This window comes from Mycobacterium stomatepiae (assembly GCF_010731715.1).
In the GTDB taxonomy this organism is placed as follows: domain Bacteria; phylum Actinomycetota; class Actinomycetes; order Mycobacteriales; family Mycobacteriaceae; genus Mycobacterium; species Mycobacterium stomatepiae.
Genome location: NZ_AP022587.1, coordinates 1,274,708 through 1,292,735 on the forward strand (window position 1 = coordinate 1,274,708; position 18,028 = coordinate 1,292,735).

At 66.6% G+C, this 18,028-nt stretch carries 17 protein-coding genes; 7 read left to right on the forward strand and 10 right to left on the reverse strand.

Features of this window, described 5'->3' with window-relative positions:
• Positions 1-17: 17 nt before the first annotated feature.
• Positions 18-992 (forward strand): quinone oxidoreductase family protein, encoded by a 975-nt coding sequence (locus G6N54_RS05985; protein ID WP_163788979.1) that lies wholly within the window; start codon positions 18-20, stop codon positions 990-992.
• Between the two features lie 9 nt (positions 993-1,001).
• On the opposite strand, the gene G6N54_RS05990 is transcribed toward G6N54_RS05985, so the two are convergent.
• Together G6N54_RS05990 and G6N54_RS05995 are read right to left on the reverse strand one after the other, a co-directional pair.
• Entirely contained in the window at positions 1,002-1,406 is a 405-nt protein-coding gene (locus G6N54_RS05990; protein ID WP_163788980.1) for a hypothetical protein, read from the reverse strand.
• Positions 1,407-1,561: 155 nt separating this feature from the next.
• Positions 1,562-2,488, reverse strand: coding sequence for a heme o synthase (locus G6N54_RS05995; RefSeq protein ID WP_163788981.1), 927 nt, complete (start codon positions 2,486-2,488; stop codon positions 1,562-1,564).
• 263 nt (positions 2,489-2,751) lie between these two features.
• Between G6N54_RS05995 and tkt the strand changes: the two genes are divergently transcribed.
• From tkt to pgl, 5 genes are read left to right on the forward strand one after another with little or no spacing between them, the layout of a single operon-like run.
• Positions 2,752-4,842, forward strand: coding sequence for a transketolase (gene tkt / locus G6N54_RS06000; RefSeq protein WP_163788982.1), 2,091 nt, complete (start codon positions 2,752-2,754; stop codon positions 4,840-4,842).
• A 15-nt stretch (positions 4,843-4,857) separates the two neighbouring features.
• Entirely contained in the window at positions 4,858-5,976 is a 1,119-nt protein-coding gene (gene tal, locus G6N54_RS06005) for a transaldolase (RefSeq protein WP_163788983.1), read from the forward strand.
• Entirely contained in the window at positions 5,973-7,514 is a 1,542-nt protein-coding gene (gene zwf / locus G6N54_RS06010; RefSeq protein ID WP_163788984.1) for a glucose-6-phosphate dehydrogenase, read from the forward strand. The genes tal and zwf overlap by 4 nt, the downstream gene beginning before the upstream one ends.
• Positions 7,515-7,547: 33 nt before the next feature.
• Positions 7,548-8,459, forward strand: a complete 912-nt coding sequence (opcA, locus tag G6N54_RS06015) for a glucose-6-phosphate dehydrogenase assembly protein OpcA (protein WP_163788985.1) — start codon at positions 7,548-7,550, stop codon at positions 8,457-8,459.
• Positions 8,456-9,202 carry a 6-phosphogluconolactonase gene (gene pgl, locus G6N54_RS06020; RefSeq protein ID WP_163788986.1) on the forward strand — a complete coding sequence of 249 codons (747 nt, stop codon included), beginning with the start codon at positions 8,456-8,458 and terminating at the stop codon, positions 9,200-9,202. The genes opcA and pgl overlap by 4 nt, the downstream gene beginning before the upstream one ends.
• Before the next feature lie 58 nt (positions 9,203-9,260).
• Here pgl and G6N54_RS06025 read toward each other — a convergent pair whose 3' ends face one another.
• A complete protein-coding gene (locus G6N54_RS06025) occupies positions 9,261-9,584 on the reverse strand; it encodes a hypothetical protein (RefSeq protein WP_163788987.1) in 324 nt (107 codons plus the stop codon).
• A 244-nt stretch (positions 9,585-9,828) separates the two neighbouring features.
• Entirely contained in the window at positions 9,829-10,242 is a 414-nt protein-coding gene (locus G6N54_RS06030) for a hypothetical protein (RefSeq protein WP_163788988.1), read from the reverse strand.
• Between the two features lie 46 nt (positions 10,243-10,288).
• On the opposite strand from G6N54_RS06030, the gene G6N54_RS06035 reads away from it, so the two are divergent.
• A complete protein-coding gene (locus G6N54_RS06035) occupies positions 10,289-10,687 on the forward strand; it encodes an ATPase (RefSeq protein ID WP_163794544.1) in 399 nt (132 codons plus the stop codon).
• Positions 10,688-10,841: 154 nt separating this feature from the next.
• Here the strand turns inward: G6N54_RS06035 and G6N54_RS06040 are convergent, their stop codons facing one another.
• From G6N54_RS06040 to gap, 6 genes are all read right to left on the reverse strand, one after another.
• Positions 10,842-11,675 carry a DUF1206 domain-containing protein gene (locus G6N54_RS06040; RefSeq protein ID WP_163788989.1) on the reverse strand — a complete coding sequence of 278 codons (834 nt, stop codon included), beginning with the start codon at positions 11,673-11,675 and terminating at the stop codon, positions 10,842-10,844.
• Between the two features lie 17 nt (positions 11,676-11,692).
• A complete protein-coding gene (gene ppc / locus G6N54_RS06045) occupies positions 11,693-14,518 on the reverse strand; it encodes a phosphoenolpyruvate carboxylase (RefSeq protein ID WP_163788990.1) in 2,826 nt (941 codons plus the stop codon).
• Between the two features lie 73 nt (positions 14,519-14,591).
• On the reverse strand, positions 14,592-14,825 hold the full coding sequence (gene secG / locus G6N54_RS06050) for a preprotein translocase subunit SecG (protein WP_085221793.1): 234 nt from the start codon (positions 14,823-14,825) through the stop codon (positions 14,592-14,594).
• 54 nt (positions 14,826-14,879) lie between these two features.
• Positions 14,880-15,665 carry a triose-phosphate isomerase gene (tpiA, locus tag G6N54_RS06055; RefSeq protein ID WP_163788991.1) on the reverse strand — a complete coding sequence of 262 codons (786 nt, stop codon included), beginning with the start codon at positions 15,663-15,665 and terminating at the stop codon, positions 14,880-14,882.
• Positions 15,662-16,912 carry a phosphoglycerate kinase gene (locus G6N54_RS06060; protein WP_163788992.1) on the reverse strand — a complete coding sequence of 417 codons (1,251 nt, stop codon included), beginning with the start codon at positions 16,910-16,912 and terminating at the stop codon, positions 15,662-15,664. Before G6N54_RS06060 ends, tpiA begins: the two co-directional genes overlap by 4 nt.
• A gap of 2 nt (positions 16,913-16,914) precedes the next feature.
• Positions 16,915-17,934 carry a type I glyceraldehyde-3-phosphate dehydrogenase gene (gene gap, locus G6N54_RS06065; protein WP_163788993.1) on the reverse strand — a complete coding sequence of 340 codons (1,020 nt, stop codon included), beginning with the start codon at positions 17,932-17,934 and terminating at the stop codon, positions 16,915-16,917.
• Positions 17,935-18,028: the final 94 nt, after the last annotated feature.

Genomic DNA, 18,028 nt, shown 5'->3' on the forward strand with positions numbered 1-18,028 from the left:
CCGAGCATGATAGCCATATGCACGCAATCGAAGTCAGTGAAACTGGCGGCCCCGAGGTCCTGCGCTACGTCGACACGTCACAACCCTCGCCGGGCCACGGCGAGCTGCTGATCAAGGCCGAGGCCATCGGTGTCAACTTCATTGATACGCATTTCCGATCCGGGCAATACCCGCGCGAGGTGCCGTTCGTCCTCGGTTCCGAGGTGTGCGGCACCGTCGCGGCCCTCGGCGAGGGGGCCGAAGGCTTCCAGGTCGGCGACCGGGTGGTTTGCGCCGCGGCGTCCGGCGCCTATGCCGAATTCGCGACGGCACCAGCGCATTTGACCGCCAAAGTGCCCGACGATGTCAGCGCCGACGTGGCCGCCTCGGTGCTGTTGAAGGGCCTGACCGCGCACTACCTGCTGAAGTCGGTGTATCCGGCGCAAGCCGGTGACGCGGTGCTGGTGCACGCCGGGGCGGGCGGCGTCGGGCTGATCCTGAGCCAATGGGCGCACCTGCTCGGCGTCCGGGTCATCACCACAGTCTCCACACCCGAGAAGGCCGCGTTGTCCAAGCGGGCCGGCGCCGACGAGGTGCTGTCCTACCCGGACGACGCCGCGCAGTTCGGTCAGCAGATTCGCGAACTCACCGCAGGTGTCGGTGTCGCCGCGGTGTACGACGGCGTCGGCGCAACCACGTTCGACGCCAGCCTCGCCAGCCTCGCGGTCCGCGGCACGCTGGCGTTGTTCGGAGCCGCCAGCGGACCCGTACCGCCGGTGGACCCGCAGCGGCTCAACGCCGCCGGCTCGGTGTTCCTGACCCGCCCGACGCTGGCTCACTTCATGCGCACCGGCCAGGAATTCAGCTGGCGCGCCGACGAATTGTTCGAGGCGGTGGCCTCCGGTGCGATCAACATCGAAGTCGGACACCGCTATCCGCTGGCCGAAGCGACCCGCGCCCATCAGGACCTGCAGGGCCGCAAGACCGCCGGCTCAATTGTGTTGCTGCCCTAGGCGAATACGTCAGGCCTTGGGACAGAAGATTCCGAGGATCTGCTGGCAGTTGTCTTTGTTGATCAGACCCGGCGGCGGCGGTGGAGGTGGCGGCGGCGGATTCTCGCCGTCCCAAATGTTCTGGGCCGCATTGCCTTGCCCGAAGTAGACGTAGTAGTAGTAGGTGTGGCAAATGTTGTTGTCCCACACGACCGGGTTGGTGACGTGGTTACCGGTCGGCGGCAAGGGTTGCCCGGGACACCAGTGGCACGGCCCCGATGGGTGGTCGTTGGGGCACCCGGGCCAGGCGTCCAGCGGCCTGGGCGCGGGCTGTGCCCCGGCGATGGCCACGCTCAGGCCGAAATCCGACAGCGCAAGACCGCCCGACAGCAATGCTGCGGCGATCACCTTCTTGACGGTGCGATGGTGTGACATGGCGTCGAGTCCTATTCCGCAGGCTTTGCTGCTGAAAGTCAGTATTGAGCCGCGACCTTTGCGTTGCATAGCTTTTGGCTATGCGAATCGGTCCCGCCCAGTACACCCGCGTCGATTTGCTACCGATCCCAACAAAGGGAATTACGGCAGCCGGGTCAGAGCAGCGTCGGCAGCGCGATCACCGAGTCGACCGCCAGCGCGCAGAACACCACCGCGAGGTAGTTGTTCGATTGCAGGAACAGCCGCAGCGGCTTGACCGGCTCGCCGGCCCGGACGCCCGCGTACAGCTGGTGGGCCATCGCCAGGAACCACACCCCGGCCACCACGGCGACCGCCGTGTACAGCCAGCCGGCGGCCAGCGCCAGCACCATGGTCGCCAGCACGGTCAGCCAGGTGTAGATCAGGATCTGCTTGGTGACCTGGCGCTCGGTCGCCACCGCGGGGAGCATCGGGACGCCCGCCGCCTTGTAGTCGTCCTTGTACCGCATGGCCAGCGCCCAGGTGTGCGGCGGCGTCCAGAAGAAGATGATCGCGAACATCGCCAGCGCCGGCCAGCCGATCGTGCCGGTGACGGCCGACCAGCCGATCATCACCGGCATGCACCCGGCCGCTCCGCCCCAGACGACGTTTTGCGAGGTGCGCCGCTTGAGCAGCAACGTGTACACGAACACGTAGAACGCGATCGTGGCGACCGCAAGCAGCCCTGACAGCAGGTTCGTCGTCCCCCAGAGCCAGCAGAACGAGCCCACGGTGAGCACCAGCCCGAGGATCAGGGCATTGCGGGTGGGCACGGCGGCCCGGGCCAACGGCCGGCGCGCGGTCCGTTTCATCAACTTGTCGATGTCCGCGTCGGCCACGCAGTTCAGCGTGTTGGCCCCGCCCGCGGCCAGCATCCCGCCGACCAGCGTGTTGAGGATCAGCAACGGGTCGACGTGGCCACGGTGGGCCAGCAGCATCGCGGGAATCGCGGTGACCAGCAGCAGCTCAATGACGCGCGGCTTCGTCAGCGCTAGGTAGGCCAGCACCGTGCCGCGTATTCGGCTCGCCGCTCGGGTTGGCTCTAGGCGCCCGCGAACGCTCACGCAATAACTCCTCGGGGTCGCAGCAGGGCGCAGGATCTACTACGCGCGATGGTAGGCCGCGTTGGCACCGCGGCCTGCCTCCAGGGTCTATTCACACAGAATTTCCCGACGGCGGCACCGATCGCAAGCTTTGAGACGTCGGGGCGTCATATCCGGGGAAGCGCCCGGGACTACCCCCAATCCCGCACTGCAAACGCTGGCACTCCCGCACTAGGGTGAAGATTGATCTGCGCTACGACTTACGGCCACCCAAGGATGAGTCTGTGACCACTCTCGAAGAGATCTCCACGCTGACCAGTCCGCACCACCCCGACGACTGGACCGAAATCGACTCGGCCGCCGTCGACACCGTGCGAGTGCTGGCCGCCGACGCGGTGCAGAAGGTCGGCAACGGCCACCCCGGGACCGCGATGAGCCTGGCGCCGCTGGCCTACACCCTGTTCCAGCGCGCGATGACCCACGACCCCAGCGACCAGCACTGGTTGGGCCGCGACCGGTTCGTCCTCTCTGCCGGGCACAGCAGCCTGACCCTGTACCTGCAGCTCTACCTGGGTGGTTTCGGTCTGGAACTGTCCGACATCGAGGCGCTGCGCACCTGGGGCTCCAAGACTCCCGGCCACCCGGAGTTCCGGCACACCAAGGGCGTTGAGATCACCACCGGTCCGCTGGGCCAGGGCTTGGCGTCGTCGGTCGGGATGGCGATGGCAGCCCGCTACGAGCGGGGCCTGTTCGACCCCGACGCCGCGCCGGGGGAAAGCCCGTTCGATCACTTCATCTACGTGATCGCCTCCGACGGCGACATCGAGGAGGGCGTGACGTCCGAGGCGTCCTCGCTGGCGGCCGTCCAGCAGCTGGGCAACCTGATCGTGTTCTACGACCACAACCAGATCTCGATCGAGGACGACACCAACATCGCGTTGTGCGAGGACACCGCCGCGCGGTATCGCGCCTACGGCTGGCACGTGCAACAGGTGGAAGGCGGCGAGAATGTCGTCGGCATCGAGGAGGCCATCGCCAACGCGAAGGCCGTCACCGACAAGCCGTCGTTCATCTCGCTGCGCACCATCATCGGCTACCCGGCGCCGACGTTGATGAACACCGGCAAGGCGCACGGTGCCGCTCTCGGGGATGAAGAGATCGCGGCCGTCAAGAACATCCTCGGATTCGACCCCGACAAGACCTTCGAGGTGCGCGACGAGGTCATCGCCCACACCCGCAAGCTCGTGGACCGGGGCAAGGAAGCCCACGAGAAGTGGCAAGCGGAGTTCGATGCCTGGGCCCAGCGCGAACCCGAACGCAAGGCGCTGCTGGACCGGGTGACGGCCGAGCAGTTGCCGGACGGCTGGGACGCCGACGTCCCGTACTGGGAACCCGGATCCAAAGAGCTGGCCACCCGCGCCGCCTCCGGCAAGGTGCTGACCGCGCTGGGCGCCAAACTCCCCGAGCTGTGGGGCGGCTCGGCCGACCTTGCGGGCAGTAACAACACCACCATGGACGGCGTCAAATCGTTTGGACCGCCGTCGATTTCGACGGATGACTACACCGCCGACTGGTACGGTCGCACCCTGCACTTCGGGATCCGCGAGCATGCCATGGGCGCCATCCTGTCCGGCATCGTGCTGCACGGGCCCACCCGCGCCTACGGCGGCACCTTCCTGCAGTTCTCGGACTACATGCGCCCGGCGGTGCGACTCGCCTCGCTGATGGACATCGACACCATCTACGTCTGGACGCACGATTCCATCGGGCTGGGCGAGGACGGCCCCACCCACCAACCGATCGAGCACCTCGCCGCGTTGCGGGCCATCCCGAACCTCTCGGTAGTGCGCCCCGCGGACGCCAACGAGACCGCCTACGCATGGCGCACGGTCATCGCCCGCGGAGCCGGCAGCGGCCCGGTCGGGCTGATCCTCACCCGTCAGGGTGTGCCGGTGCTCGACGGCACGAACATCGAAGGTGTCGCCCGCGGAGGCTATATCCTGGGCGATGCCGGAGGCGAGGAGCCCGACGTCGTTCTGATCGGCACCGGCTCCGAGGTCCAGCTCGCCGTGGAGGCCGCAAAGCTGTTGGCGGACAAGGACATCATCGCGCGGGTGGTCTCGATGCCCTGCGTGGAATGGTTCGAGTCGCAGCCGGCCGAATACCGCGACAGCGTGCTGCCGCCGTCGGTCTCGGCGCGGGTGGCCGTCGAGGCGGGCATCGCGCAACCGTGGCACAAGCTCGTCGGCGACACCGGAAAGATCGTTTCGATCGAGCACTACGGCGAATCCGCCGACGCCAAGACATTGTTCCGTGAGTTCGGCTTCACCGCGGAGGCCGTCGCTGCCGCTGCGGAAGAAGTAGTCGATAACTGAGAAAGGCTGATTGACATGACCCAGAACCCCAACCTCGCCGCGCTGAGCGCCGCGGGTGTATCCGCGTGGCTTGACGACTTGTCGCGGGACCGGCTGCAGTCCGGCAACCTGCAGGAGCTGATCGACACCAAGAGCGTCGTGGGCGTGACCACCAACCCGTCGATCTTCCAGAAGGCGTTTGCCGACGGCGACTCCTACGACGGCCAGATCGCCGAATTGGCCGAGCGCGGTGCCGACGTGGATGCCACCATCCGCACCGTCACCACCGACGACGTGCGCACCGCATGCGATGTGCTTGCGCCGCAATGGGAATCCTCGGACGGAATCGACGGCCGGGTGTCCATCGAGGTGGACCCCAGGCTCGCCGGCGAGACCGACAAGACCTCAGCGCAGGCCGTCGAGCTGTGGAAAATCGTCGACCGGCCGAACCTGCTGATCAAGATCCCGGCCACCAAGGCCGGCCTGCCGGCCATCACCGCGACTCTGGCGGAAGGGATTTCGGTCAACGTCACGCTGATTTTCTCCGTCGAACGGCACCGCGAGGTGATGGACGCCTACCTGGCCGGCCTGGAGAAGGCCCGCGAGGCCGGACACGACCTGTCCAAGATCCATTCGGTGGCATCGTTTTTCGTCTCCCGGGTGGACACCGAGATCGACAAGCGACTGGAAAAGATCGGTTCGTCCGAGGCCCTCGACCTACGTGGGCAGGCCGGTGTCGCCAACGCCCGACTGGCGTACGCGGCTTACCAGGAGGTCTTCGAGGGCGGCGCGCGTTTCGAGGCCCTCAAGGCCGACAGAGCCCGGGTGCAGCGCCCGCTGTGGGCCTCGACCGGCGTGAAGAACCCGGACTACTCCGACACCCTTTACGTCACCGAGTTGGTCGCCGCCAACACGGTGAACACCATGCCGGAGAAGACGCTTGACGCCGTCGCTGACCACGGTGTCATTACGGGTGACACCATCCGCGGCACCGCCGAGGAGGCCAAGGGCGTGTTCGACAAGCTGTCTGCGATCGGCATCGACGTGACCGACGTGTTCCTGGTCTTGGAGAACGAAGGCGTGGAGAAGTTCGTCGAATCGTGGACCGAGTTGCTCGACGAGACACAGAAACAGCTGAGCTCTCTTTCCAAATGACGGCGGGCGCTGATGGCGCGCAATGGCGTAATCCATTGCGGGACGAGGACGATAAGCGGCTCCCCAGGATCGCCGGCCCGTGCGCCATGGTGCTGTTCGGCGTCACCGGCGACCTGGCGCACAAGAAGGTGGTGCCCGCGGTCTACGACCTGGCCAACCGCGGGTTGCTGCCACCGACCTTCTCGCTGGTCGGCTTCGGCCGCCGCGACTGGGATCACGATGCGTTCGCCCAGGTAATCCACGACGACGTCAAGCAGTACTGCCGCACCCCCTTTCGGCAGGCCATTTGGGAGCGGCTGGCCGAGGGACTGCGGTTCGTGTCGGGCGCCTTCGATGACGACGCCGCGTTCGGGCGGCTGGCCGAGACGCTCGACAAGCTCGACGCCGAGCGCGGTATCGGCGGCAATCACGCTTTCTACCTGGCGATTCCGCCGAAGTCGTTCCCGGTGGTGTGCGAACAACTGCACTCCTCCGGGCTGGCCCGCCCGCAAGAGGACCGATGGAGCCGGGTCGTGATCGAGAAGCCGTTCGGCCACGACCTGAAGAGCGCGTGCGACCTCAACCACGTGGTGAACTCGGTGTTCCCGGAGGAGTCGGTGTTCCGCATCGACCACTATCTCGGCAAGGAGACGGTCCAGAACATCCTGGCGCTGCGGTTCGCCAATCAATTCTGGGACCCGATCTGGAACGCGCACTATGTCGACCACGTGCAGATCACGATGGCCGAGGACATCGGGCTGGGCGGGCGCGCCGGCTATTACGACGGCATCGGCGCGGCCCGCGACGTCATCCAGAACCACCTGATGCAGCTGCTGGCGCTCACCGCGATGGAGGAGCCGGTCAGCTTCAACGCGAAAGCGTTGCAAGCCGAGAAGATTAAGGTGCTCTCGGCCGTACAACTCGCCCAGCCGCTCGACGAGACGACCAGCCGCGGCCAATACGCGGCCGGCTGGCAGGGCGGCGAGCAGGTGGTGGGGCTGCTGGACGAGGACGGTTTCTCCAAGGAGTCCACCACCGAGACCTTCGCGGCCATCACGCTCGAGGTGGACACCCGCCGCTGGGCCGGCGTGCCGTTCTACCTGCGCACCGGAAAACGCTTGGGCCGCAGGGTGACGGAGATCGCGCTGGTCTTCAAACGTGCCCCGCATCTGCCGTTCGATGCCACCATGACCGACGAGCTGGGCGAGAACGCCCTGGTGATCCGGGTGCAGCCCGACGAGGGCATCACGCTGCGGTTCGGTTCCAAGGTCCCGGGCGCGATGGAGGTCCGCGACGTCAACATGGACTTCTCCTACGGCTCGGCGTTCGCCGAAGACTCCCCTGAAGCCTACGAACGGCTGATCCTGGACGTGCTGCTGGGTGAGCCGTCGCTGTTCCCGGTGAACGAGGAGGTCGAATTGGCTTGGCAGATACTCGATCCCGTCCTCGATCATTGGGCAGCGGGCGGGAAGCCCGATCCGTACGAGGCGGGCACCTGGGGTCCTGCCTCGGCGGATGAAATGCTGCGGCGGACCGTCCGCGAATGGCGGCGGCCGTGATCCGCGCGACGCTGATGCAAAGGAGCGCCGCAGATGATCGTTGATCTGCTCGACACCACCACCACCGCGGTCAACAAGAAGCTCGACGCACTGCGCGAAGAGGCCGGCGTGGTCATGATGGGCCGGGTCGGGACGCTGATCATCAAGTCCGACAACGACACTCTGCTCGAAGAGGCCATCGAGGCGGCCAACGCCGCCAGCCACGAGCACCCGAGCCGGGTGCTGGTCGTGGCGGCCGGAGACACCGACGGCCGCGACGCGCGCCTGGACGCCCAGGTCCGGGTCGGCGGCGACGCCGGCGCCGGGGAGGTCGTGGTGCTGCGGCTGTCCGGCCCGCTATCCGGTCACTCGGCCAGCGTCGTCATCCCCTTCCTGCTTCCCGACATCCCGGTCGTGGTGTGGTGGCCCGACGTCGCCCCCTTGGTTCCCGCACAGGATCCGTTGGGCAAGTTGGCGATTCGGCGCATCACCGATGCGACCAACACCGAAGACCCGCTGTCGGTGATCAAGGGCAGGCTGCCCGGATACACCGCCGGGGACACCGATCTGGCCTGGGCACGCATCACGTACTGGCGGGCGTTGCTCACCTCCGCGGTCGACCAGAAGCCGCACGAGAAAATCGAGTCGGCGCTGGTGTCCGGGCTGCGCACCGAACCCTCGCTCGACGTGCTGGCGGGCTGGCTGGCCAGCCGGATCGACGGGCCGGTGCGCCGGGAGGTCGGCGAACTCAAGGTCGAACTGGTGCGCAAGAGCGAAACCATCACCCTGAGCAGGCCGCAGGAGGGGACGACCGCCACGCTGAGCCGGACCGGGCGACCGGACGCGCTGGTTCCGTTGGCGCGCAGGGAAACCCGCGAATGCCTGGCCGAAGACATGCGCCGCTTGGACCCCGACGAGGTCTACTTCAGTGCGCTCGAAGGAATCGATAAGGTGCAATACGCGTGAGCACAACAGTTGAAGTCTTCCCGGACAGCGAAAGCCTGGTCGAGGCTGCGGGCCGCCGGCTGGTCGAGACCATCGCGGCCGCCGTGGCGGCGCGCGGGCGCGCCCAGATCGTGCTGACCGGCGGCGGCAACGGCATCGGGCTGCTGAAGTATCTGCGCGCCCACGCCGACCAGGTCGACTGGTCGAAGGTCCACCTCTTCTGGGGTGACGAGCGTTATGTCCCTTTAGCCGACGGCGAGCGCAACGAGAAGCAGGCCCGAGAAGCCCTGATCGATCACATCGACATCCCGTCGAGCAACGTGCACCCGATGGCCGCCAGCGACGGCGAATTCGGCAGCGACCTCGCCGCCGCGGCACTGGCCTACGAGCAACTGCTGGCGGCCAACGCCGAACCCGGCGCGCAGGTACCGAATTTCGACGTCCACCTGCTGGGCATGGGTCCCGAGGGCCACATCAACTCGCTGTTCCCCGACACCGCGGCGGTGCGCGAGACCACCCGGATGGTGGTGCCCGTCGACGACTCCCCCAAGCCGCCGCCACAACGAATCACGTTGACGATCCCGGCCATCCGGCGTTCCCGCGAGGTCTGGCTGCTGGTCTCCGGCGCAGCCAAGGGCGAGGCGGCCGCCGCGGCCATCGGCGGCGCCCAGCCAGTCGACGTCCCGGCCGCGGGTGCCGTCGGGCTCGAGACGACGCTCTGGCTGCTCGACGAGGACGCCGCCGCCAAGCTGCCCGCCGGGTAGTGAGCAGGGTTTCTCGGACCGAGTTCCGGTCAAAACTGCGGTAGCGCAGGCAATTCGGCTATGACGTGTTGTGCCACGCCGGGTCGGCCGCTTGCGATATGACGACCTGACCGGTGATGCCGGTGGGCCCGTAAGTGCCACCGGTGGAGACAGTGACGACTTCGCTACTCCCGATGCTGAGGATGCCCCCCGAGGAGACGGGCACGCTGCCCCCGGAATCGACTGTGAGCGTACCGGTGTCGATGATGAAGGTGCCGCTGGAGGTAACTTGGAAGGTGCCGCCCGAGTCGACGGTGACGGTGCCGGCGTCGGTGAAGATGCCGGAGTCGGTCACGGTGGCGCCGGATTCGACCAGGACGGCGCCACCCGAGTTGACGGTCACCGTGCCGGCATCGGTGAAGGTGGTATTGACGTCGAGGAAACCGCTCTCGGACCGTGAGGGCGCTGCTGTCGTAAAGGGTTATGCTGCCGCCAGTCTGGTCGGAGAGGGTGCCACCGGACTCGACAATGTAGGACCCGTTGCCCAAGCCGTACAAGTTGCCGCCGGACTGGATGTTGATGGTGCCGTAGTCTGCGACGCCGCCGTAGCAGTTGAACGTGCCGGCGTTCTCGACGGTGATGCCGCCTTAGTTGGCGAGGGTGGCACCGTCCTCGGTGGTGAAATAGGCGCCCACCTGGATGTCGACGGTTCCGCCGGAGTTGACGGTCATGGTGCCGGCGTTGGTGATGTTGCCACCGTAGGCCTCGATGGTGATGTGACCGGAGTCGATCAAGGTGCCCTCGGGTCTGATGGCCAGGTAGCCGCCGGAGTCGACGTTCAAGGTGCCGCCGTTGGTCAGCGTGCCACCGTCGAGGGACAGATAGCCGCTGGGGCTGATCTCTAGGGTTCCGCCGGGGTCGACGGTGAGGGTGCCGCCAGATTGGACGGTGATGGTACCGCCGGCGTTGAGGGTGACCGTTCCGCCGGAGTCGATGGAACCGAATTCGCTGTTGTCGATCGTGAGAGCGCCGTAGTCGGTGATGGTCCCGGAGTCGGTCAAAGGCCAGCAGGCTCTAGTGGTTTTCTTCCCCCGAGTTCTGGTCATAATTACCGTCATGGCAGACAGAACGGTGCGCAACGGGCCTGAGCGAAACCGGATCAAGACGCTCACTCAGGCGGCTCTGAACGCCGACAAGACGGTCGAGCAGGTCGAGGACGTCCTCGACAGCCTCGGCAAGACCATGAACGAGCTGAGCAGCTCCCTGACCCGGTTGAACGGCACGGTCGAGCGCTTGGAGGGCGGCCTGGACCACCTAGAAGGAACCCTGGAAAGCCTCGACGAGCTCGCCAAGCGGCTGATCGCGGTGGTCGAGCCGGTGGAGTCGATCGTCAAGCGCATCGACTACATCGTGAGCGTGGGCGAGACGGTCATGTCACCGCTGTCGATGACCGAGCACGCGGTCCGCGGCGTGGTGGACCGGCTGCGGATCCGGGCGCCGCGGTAGACGGCCGTGACGGCGGCGATGACTCAGCTGCTGGGCACCTACCGGATGACGCCCCACTGCAGGATGCATCCGCAACCCGTTCCAGCCCAGATCGGCGGCGTCGCGCGGGCGGCCGGACCGTGCCGGGTCGACTACGTGAAAGTCTGCTGAGCCGCTACATCTTGGTGAGCCGGGCCATCGCGAAGCTGTACAAGCCATAGGTGACGATCCCCAAACCGGCGACGATCAGCAGCACCCGTCCGTACGGTTGGGCGCCCAACGTCTTGAGTGCCCCATCCAGCCCGGTCGCCTTCTCCGGCTCGGAGCGAAGCGCTGCGAGGATCACCAACGCGCCGGCGCCGGCAATCACCACTCCTTTCCCGATATAGCCGACAACGCCCAAGCGCCGCACCACGTTGCCCGACTTTCCTTTCAGATCGTCGACGAAACTGCGGCTGGCGCCCTTGTAGACGTGGTAGCCGCCCACCGCAACGACGATTACGCCGCAAAGCACCAGCACAACGGTGCCGGCCACGCTCTGCATCAGGCGCGCACTGAGCGTCGAATTCTGCTGGCCGGCAGACTTTCCGGCGCCCCGGGCGAAACCGAATGCGGAGTATGCGAGTGCGAGGTAAACCACCGCGAGCGCGAAGGCTTTCACCCGATCCGTCGGGCTCGACCCGTCGTCATTCCGCTGGTCGCTGGATCGGCCGAGGGCGGTTTCGACCAGCCGCCACAAGCCCAGCACCAGAAGCGCGGCGGCGGCGAACCACAGCGCGACGGGGCCGCCTGGCTTGCTCGCCAGCGTGGCCAGCGCCCCGGTTTGGTCGGCGGTACCGCTCTCGCCGAAGGCCATGCGGATAGCGAGGTAGCCGACGAGCAGGTGCAGTAGCCCGCTCACGACGAACCCGGCGCGTGCCAGCCGCTCGAAGACCTCGTTCTGGGCTACCCGGGTCGGGGTGACAGCCCACGTTTCCTCGGATGACGTCGAGTCGGAGTGGGCGCCCACCCCCTGACCTATGCCCGTTATCCGCTGTTACGTAACGCGCTTGCCAATCCGTTCATCGTCAGCAGAATCCCCCGCTGCACCAATTCGTCGTCGTCGCCCGAGCGGTGGCGCCGCAGCAGCTCCACCTGTAAATGGTTCAGCGGCTCCAGGTAGGGGAAGCGGTTGAATACCGAACGCGCCAGCGCCGCGTTGTCGGCCAACAGGTCATCGTGACCGGTGATCAGCTTGTGCATCGCGATGGTTCGCTGGTGCTCGTCGGCGATCTTGTCGAACACCCTGTGGCGCAACGATTCGTCCGCGACCAGCTCCGCGTACCGCGCCGCCAGGCCCAGGTCGCTCTTGGCCAGCACCTGTGCCATGTTGGACAACACGCTGCGGAAGAACGGCCATCGCTCGTACAGGTCGTGCAAGATGGCTACCCGCTCATCCTCCTCGCCGGCCGCGATCCATTGCGCAAAGGCCGATCCCGTGCCGTACCAGCCGGGCAGCATGACCCGCGACTGGCTCCAAGCCAGCACCCACGGGATCGCGCGCAGATCCGATATCGACTCGGTGGGCTTGCGCGAGCTCGGCCGACTGCCGATGTTCAACGACCCGATCTCGCTGACCGGTGTGGAGGCCTTGAAATACTCGACGAAACCAGGGGTTTCGTGCACCAATTCGGAGTAGGCGTCGCGGGCCAGCGCGGCGATCTCTTCGAGCACCGCGTAGGCCGGCTCGGCCGTGGCGCCGAGACCCTCCATGTCCAGCAACGTCGACTCCAACGTCGCCGCCACCAGGCTTTCCAGATTCCGTTGCGCCAGAATCGGTTCGGCGTACTTGGCCGCGATCACCTCGCCCTGCTCGGTCAGGCGCAGCGAACCGTTCACGGCGCCGGGCGGCTGGGCGAGGATGGCCTGATAGCTGGGTCCGCCGCCCCGGCCGACGGTACCGCCGCGACCGTGGAAGAGCCGCAACCGAATTCCGGTCTTGCGGGCCACCTCGGCCAGCGCCAGCTCGGCTCGGTACACCGCCCAGTTGGCGGTCAGATAACCGCCGTCCTTGTTCGAGTCGGAGTAGCCAAGCATCACCTCCTGGCTGTCGCCACGGGCGGCCACCAGCGCCCGGTAGATCGGGAGCTCCAGCATCGCGTGCAGAATCTCGGCGCCGTTGTGCAGGTCGTCGATCGTCTCGAACAGCGGGGAAATGCCGACCGGACAATAGGGTTCGGGCCCGGAGACATCCAGCAGTCCGGTTTCCTTGAGCAGCAGCGCGGCTTCCAGGACGTCGGAGACGGACTGACACATCGAGATGACGTAGTTGGGCACCGCCGCCGGACCGTACCGCTTGACGGCGTACGCGGCGGCCTCGACCACACTCAATTCCTGGTGGGCCAGCTCGGATAGCCGCGCCCGGTCGCTGAGCAGTGGGCGCCGGGTGGTCAGTTCGCCGGCCAACAGCTCGACGCGCTCGTCTTCCGGCAGTGATCGATAGTCGGGGTGCACCCCGGCCCAGGCCAACAGCTCGGCGACCACTTCCTCGTGCACCTCCGAGTTTTGTCGCATGTCCAGACCGCTCAGGTGAAACCCGAAGACATGCACGCCCTCTCGCAACAACGCCAGTCGATCCTCGGCCAGCAGCGCGCTGCCGTGGGTGCGCAGCGAAACGTCGACGATGTCGAGGTCGGCGCGCAGTTCGTCCGGCGTGGCATAGGGCGCAAGGCCCAGGTCGAGCAGGTACTGCGGTTCGTCGTCCAGGATCTGGGCGGCGGTTGCGCTGAGCCGGCCGCGGATCACCCGCACGGCGCGCCGGTACGGCTCGTCGCCCCTGGCCTCCTCCGGGCAGCTCTGCTCCAGCGTGGTCAATTCGGTTGTGACACTGATCAATCGCGCCGACATCGAGAGCTCCTGCTCGAGGTCGGTGAGCTCGGACAGGTAGTGCGCCAACGCGGTGAACGCGGCGCTGCCGGTGGCCAGCCGCACCACCGCGGCGGTCACGTTCGGGTTGCCGTCACGGTCGCCCCCGATCCACGAGCCGGGCCGCAGGATGGGCGCGGTAAGCAGTTCGGCATCGGGCCAGCGGGCCCGCAGCGCGTCCCGAACGTCGGCGTTGACCTGCGGGATCACCTCGAACAGCGCGGCCTGGTAGTACCGCAGGCCGACTTCGATCTCGTCGGTGATCTGCAGCCGGTGCAACCGGATCAGTGCGGTCTGCCAGAGCGTGAGGACCTGACGGCGCAGTTCGCGCTCGATACTGCGGCCGTCGCTGGTCTCGCGGCGACCGTCGGCGTGCAGGCGCATCAGCTCGGTGATCCGGTGCTGAGCGACGAAGACGGTGCGCCGGCGGGTCTCGGTGGGGTGGGCGGTGATTACCGGGGAAACCAGCGCGCCCTTGAGCGCCTCGGCGAGAGTGGCCGAATCCAGTTCTGCGGAGTCCAGTTTCGCGTAAGTGGCGGCCAGACTACTGTCCTGCGGCGGTTCGCCGGCGTCGACGTGAACATGGCGGCGACGTTCGCGGTGGATGTCTTCGGCGACGTTGGCAAGCAGCGCGAAGTGGCTGAACGCCCGGATGATTGGGATCGCCAAATGAATGTCGATGCCGTCGAACATGTGCGAGATCTCGGCCCGGTCGATCTCGGAGCGGCGTACCCGGAAGGATTCCACCCGGGCGCGTTCGACCAAGTCAAACACGTCGTCGCCGTTCTGCTCACGCACGGTGTCGCCGAGGATGGTGCCGAGCATTCTGATATCGGCGCGCATCGGTTCGGTCGCCTCGCGACCCACCCGGGTCCGCTGCACGGCACCGATCGGCGCCAGCGCGGCTTCAGAAACGGGCTCGGAAACATGCTCGGAGACCTCAACCATGCGTTCCAGTATCGGTGCGGATCGTGTGGTGCGCCCGCCGAGCGGTCAACGGGTGACTGCTACTTGAGCAACGTCACTTGTATTTGATCTGCAGGGCCATGCCGATGATGCACACCAGCCAGATGCCAACCACGAACACCGTCAGCCGGTCCAGGTTCTTTTCCACTACCGTGGACCCGGACAGGCTGGACTGCACGCCGCCACCGAACAGCGTGGACAGGCCGCCTCCCTTGGCGCGGTGCAGCAGCACCAGCAGCACCACCAGGATGCTGGTGACCACCAGGGTGATCTGTAGGCCCAAAACCATGAGCGACAGCTTACCGGCTACCGCTGCACCGGCCGCAACCGGCGCTCGGAGCGCTCAGGGCAGCGGGCCACCGGCGGCGATGGCCGCCAGGGTCGCGAACTGCTCGCCGTCGAGCGACGCTCCCCCGACCAGCCCGCCGTCGACGTCGTCCTGCGCGACGATCTCGCCGACGTTCTTCGCGTTCACCGAACCGCCGTAGAGCACCCGCACGGTGTCGGCGACCTTCGGTGAAGCCAGTTCACCCAGCTGCTGGCGGATCGCCCCGCAGACCTCCTGGGCATCCCCGGAACTGGCCACCCGCCCGGTGCCGATCGCCCAGACCGGCTCGTAGGCGATCACGACCTGGCCGATCTGCTCGGCCGAGAGCCCGGCCAGGGATTCGCGGACTTGCTTCTCGCAGTGGCTGACGTGCTCGCCGGCCTCCCGGACATCGAGGTGTTCGCCGACGCACACGATCGGGGTCAGGCCGTTCTTCAGCGCGGCGGCGGCCTTCGCGGCCACCAGCGCGTCGTCCTCGTTGTGGTAGGTGCGCCGCTCCGAGTGACCAACGACGACGAAGCTGCAGCCCAGCTTGGCCAGGAACGTGCCGCTGATGTCGCCGGTGTAGGCGCCGGACTCGTGCGGTGAGAGGTCCTGGGCGCCGTAGGTCAGCCGCAGCTTGTCGCCGTCGACCAGGGTCTGCACGCTGCGCAGGTCGGTGAACGGCGGCAGCACGGTGACGTCGACCTTGTCGAAGTACTTGTCCGGCAACGCGAATGCGATCTTCTGCACCAGCGCGATGGCCTCGAAGTGATTGAGGTTCATCTTCCAGTTGCCGGCGATCAGTGGCTTACGGCTCAAGAGTCCTCACTCCCCTTGTCTTGGTGGGCTGGGGCCGCTCCCAGCACCTCAATGCCGGGCAGCTCCTTGCCTTCCAGATATTCCAGCGATGCGCCGCCGCCGGTCGAGATGTGCGAGAAGGCGTCCTCGGGGATCCCGAGCGCCCGCACGGCGGCCGCGGAATCACCACCGCCCACCACGCTGAAGGCGCCCTTGCCGGTCGCCGCGACGATCGCCTCGGCGATACCTCGGGTGCCGGCCGCGTAGGCCGGAAATTCGAAGACGCCCATCGGGCCGTTCCAGAACACCGTCTGGGCGTTGGACAGCAACGCGGCGAACCGCTTGACCGAACCCGGGCCGATGTCGAGACCCATCAGGTCGTCCGGAATCGCATTGGCGGCCACGAACTGTGGTGGCGAGTTTGCGCTGAACTGCTCGGTCACCACGATGTCGCCGGGCAATCGCAACACGTCGACGTAGGTTTCCAGCAGGTTCCGACAGGTCTCGATCATGTGCTCTTCGAGCAGCGACTTGCCGACCGGATACCCCTGCGCGGCAAGGAAGGTGAAGCACATGCCGCCGCCGATCACGATGCTGTCGGCCTTGGTGGCCAGCGATTCGATCACGCCCAGCTTGTCGGATACCTTCGATCCGCCGAGCACCACCGCGTAGGGGCGCTTCGTCGAACTGGTCAGCTGTTCGAGCACCTTGATCTCGTCGGCCACCAACTTGCCGGCGTAGTGTGGCAGCAGCGTGGCGACGTCGTACACCGAGGCCTGCTTGCGGTGCACCACACCGAAGCCGTCGGAGACGAAAGCCCCTCCCGGCCAAACCAATTCGACCAGTTGCTTGGCCAACGCCAGACGCTCGCCGTCGTCCTTGCTGGTCTCGCGAGGGTCGAAGCGGATGTTCTCCAGCAGCAGGATGTCACCGTCGGTCAGGCCCTCGGCGCGCGCCAGCGCGTCGGTACCGACAACGTCACCCGCCAGCTGTACGTGCCGGCCCAGCTGCTCGCCCAGCGCGGCCGCGACCGGCGCCAGCGACAGCTTCGGGTCGGGCCCGCCCTTGGGGCGACCCAGATGCGCGGTCACCACCACCTTGGCGCCGGCGTCCAACAGTGCCTTCAGCGTCGGGACCGACGCGGTGATCCGGCCCGCGTCGGTGATCTCACCGGCATCGTTGAGCGGGACGTTGAGATCGCAGCGCACCAGCACGGCGCGACCCGAAACACCTTCGGACAGCAGATCTTCGAGGTTTGGGACGGCCACGGTTAGGGCGACTTGCCGACCAGTGCGACCAGGTCGACGAGCCGGTTGGAGTAGCCCCACTCGTTGTCGTACCAGGAGACGACTTTGGCCTGGTTGTCGATCACCTTGGTCAGGCCGGAGTCGAAGATCGAGCTGTGCGGGTCGGTGACGATGTCACTGGACACGATCGGCGCGTCGTAGTACTTCAAGACGCCCTTCATCGGGCCCTCGGCGGCGGCTTTCATCGCGGCGTTGATCTCGTCGGCGGTGGCCGCCTTGCGCAGCTCGGCGGTCAAGTCGGTGACCGAGCCGGTGGGAATCGGCACCCGCAGCGCATACCCGTCGAGCTTGCCCTTGAGCTCGGGCAACACCAAACCGATCGCCTTGGCCGCCCCGGTCGAGGTCGGCACGATGTTCAACGCGGCAGCACGCGCGCGACGCAGGTCCTTATGCGGGCCGTCTTGCAGGTTCTGATCCTGGGTGTAGGCGTGAATCGTGGTCATCAGCCCCTTGACGATGCCGAATTCATCATTGATCACCTTGGCCAGCGGCCCCAGACAGTTCGTCGTGCACGACGCGTTGGAAATGATGTTCTGAGTGCCGTCGTACTTGTCGTCGTTGACCCCCAGCACGATCGTGATGTCCTCATCGCTGGCCGGCGCGGAGATGATCACCTTCTTCGCACCGGCATCCAGGTGGCCCTGCGCCTTGGCGCGCGCGGTGAACAGGCCCGTCGATTCGACCACCACGTCAACACCTAGCTCACCCCACGGCAACGCGGCCGGACCCTCGCGCACCGCCAGCGCCTTGATCTTGGCCGGCCCCACCACGATCGTGTCCTCGCCCTCGAGGCTGACATCGTGGGCCAGCCGCCCCAGGATGGAGTCGAACTTCAACAGATGCGCCAGCGTGCTGTTGTCGGTGATGTCGTTGACCGCGATCACCTCGATATCCGCGCCACCCTGCTCCTGCTGAGCCAACAACGCACGATAAAAATTGCGTCCGATCCGACCGAAACCGTTAATCCCTACTCGGACAGTCACGTGTATCTCCCTCTTGAAGCCCGGCGATTAATCCTGGCCGTCAGCCTAGATCAGTAATGGCAACGGTTGCTGGGCCGGTAACAGTCCCGAAACC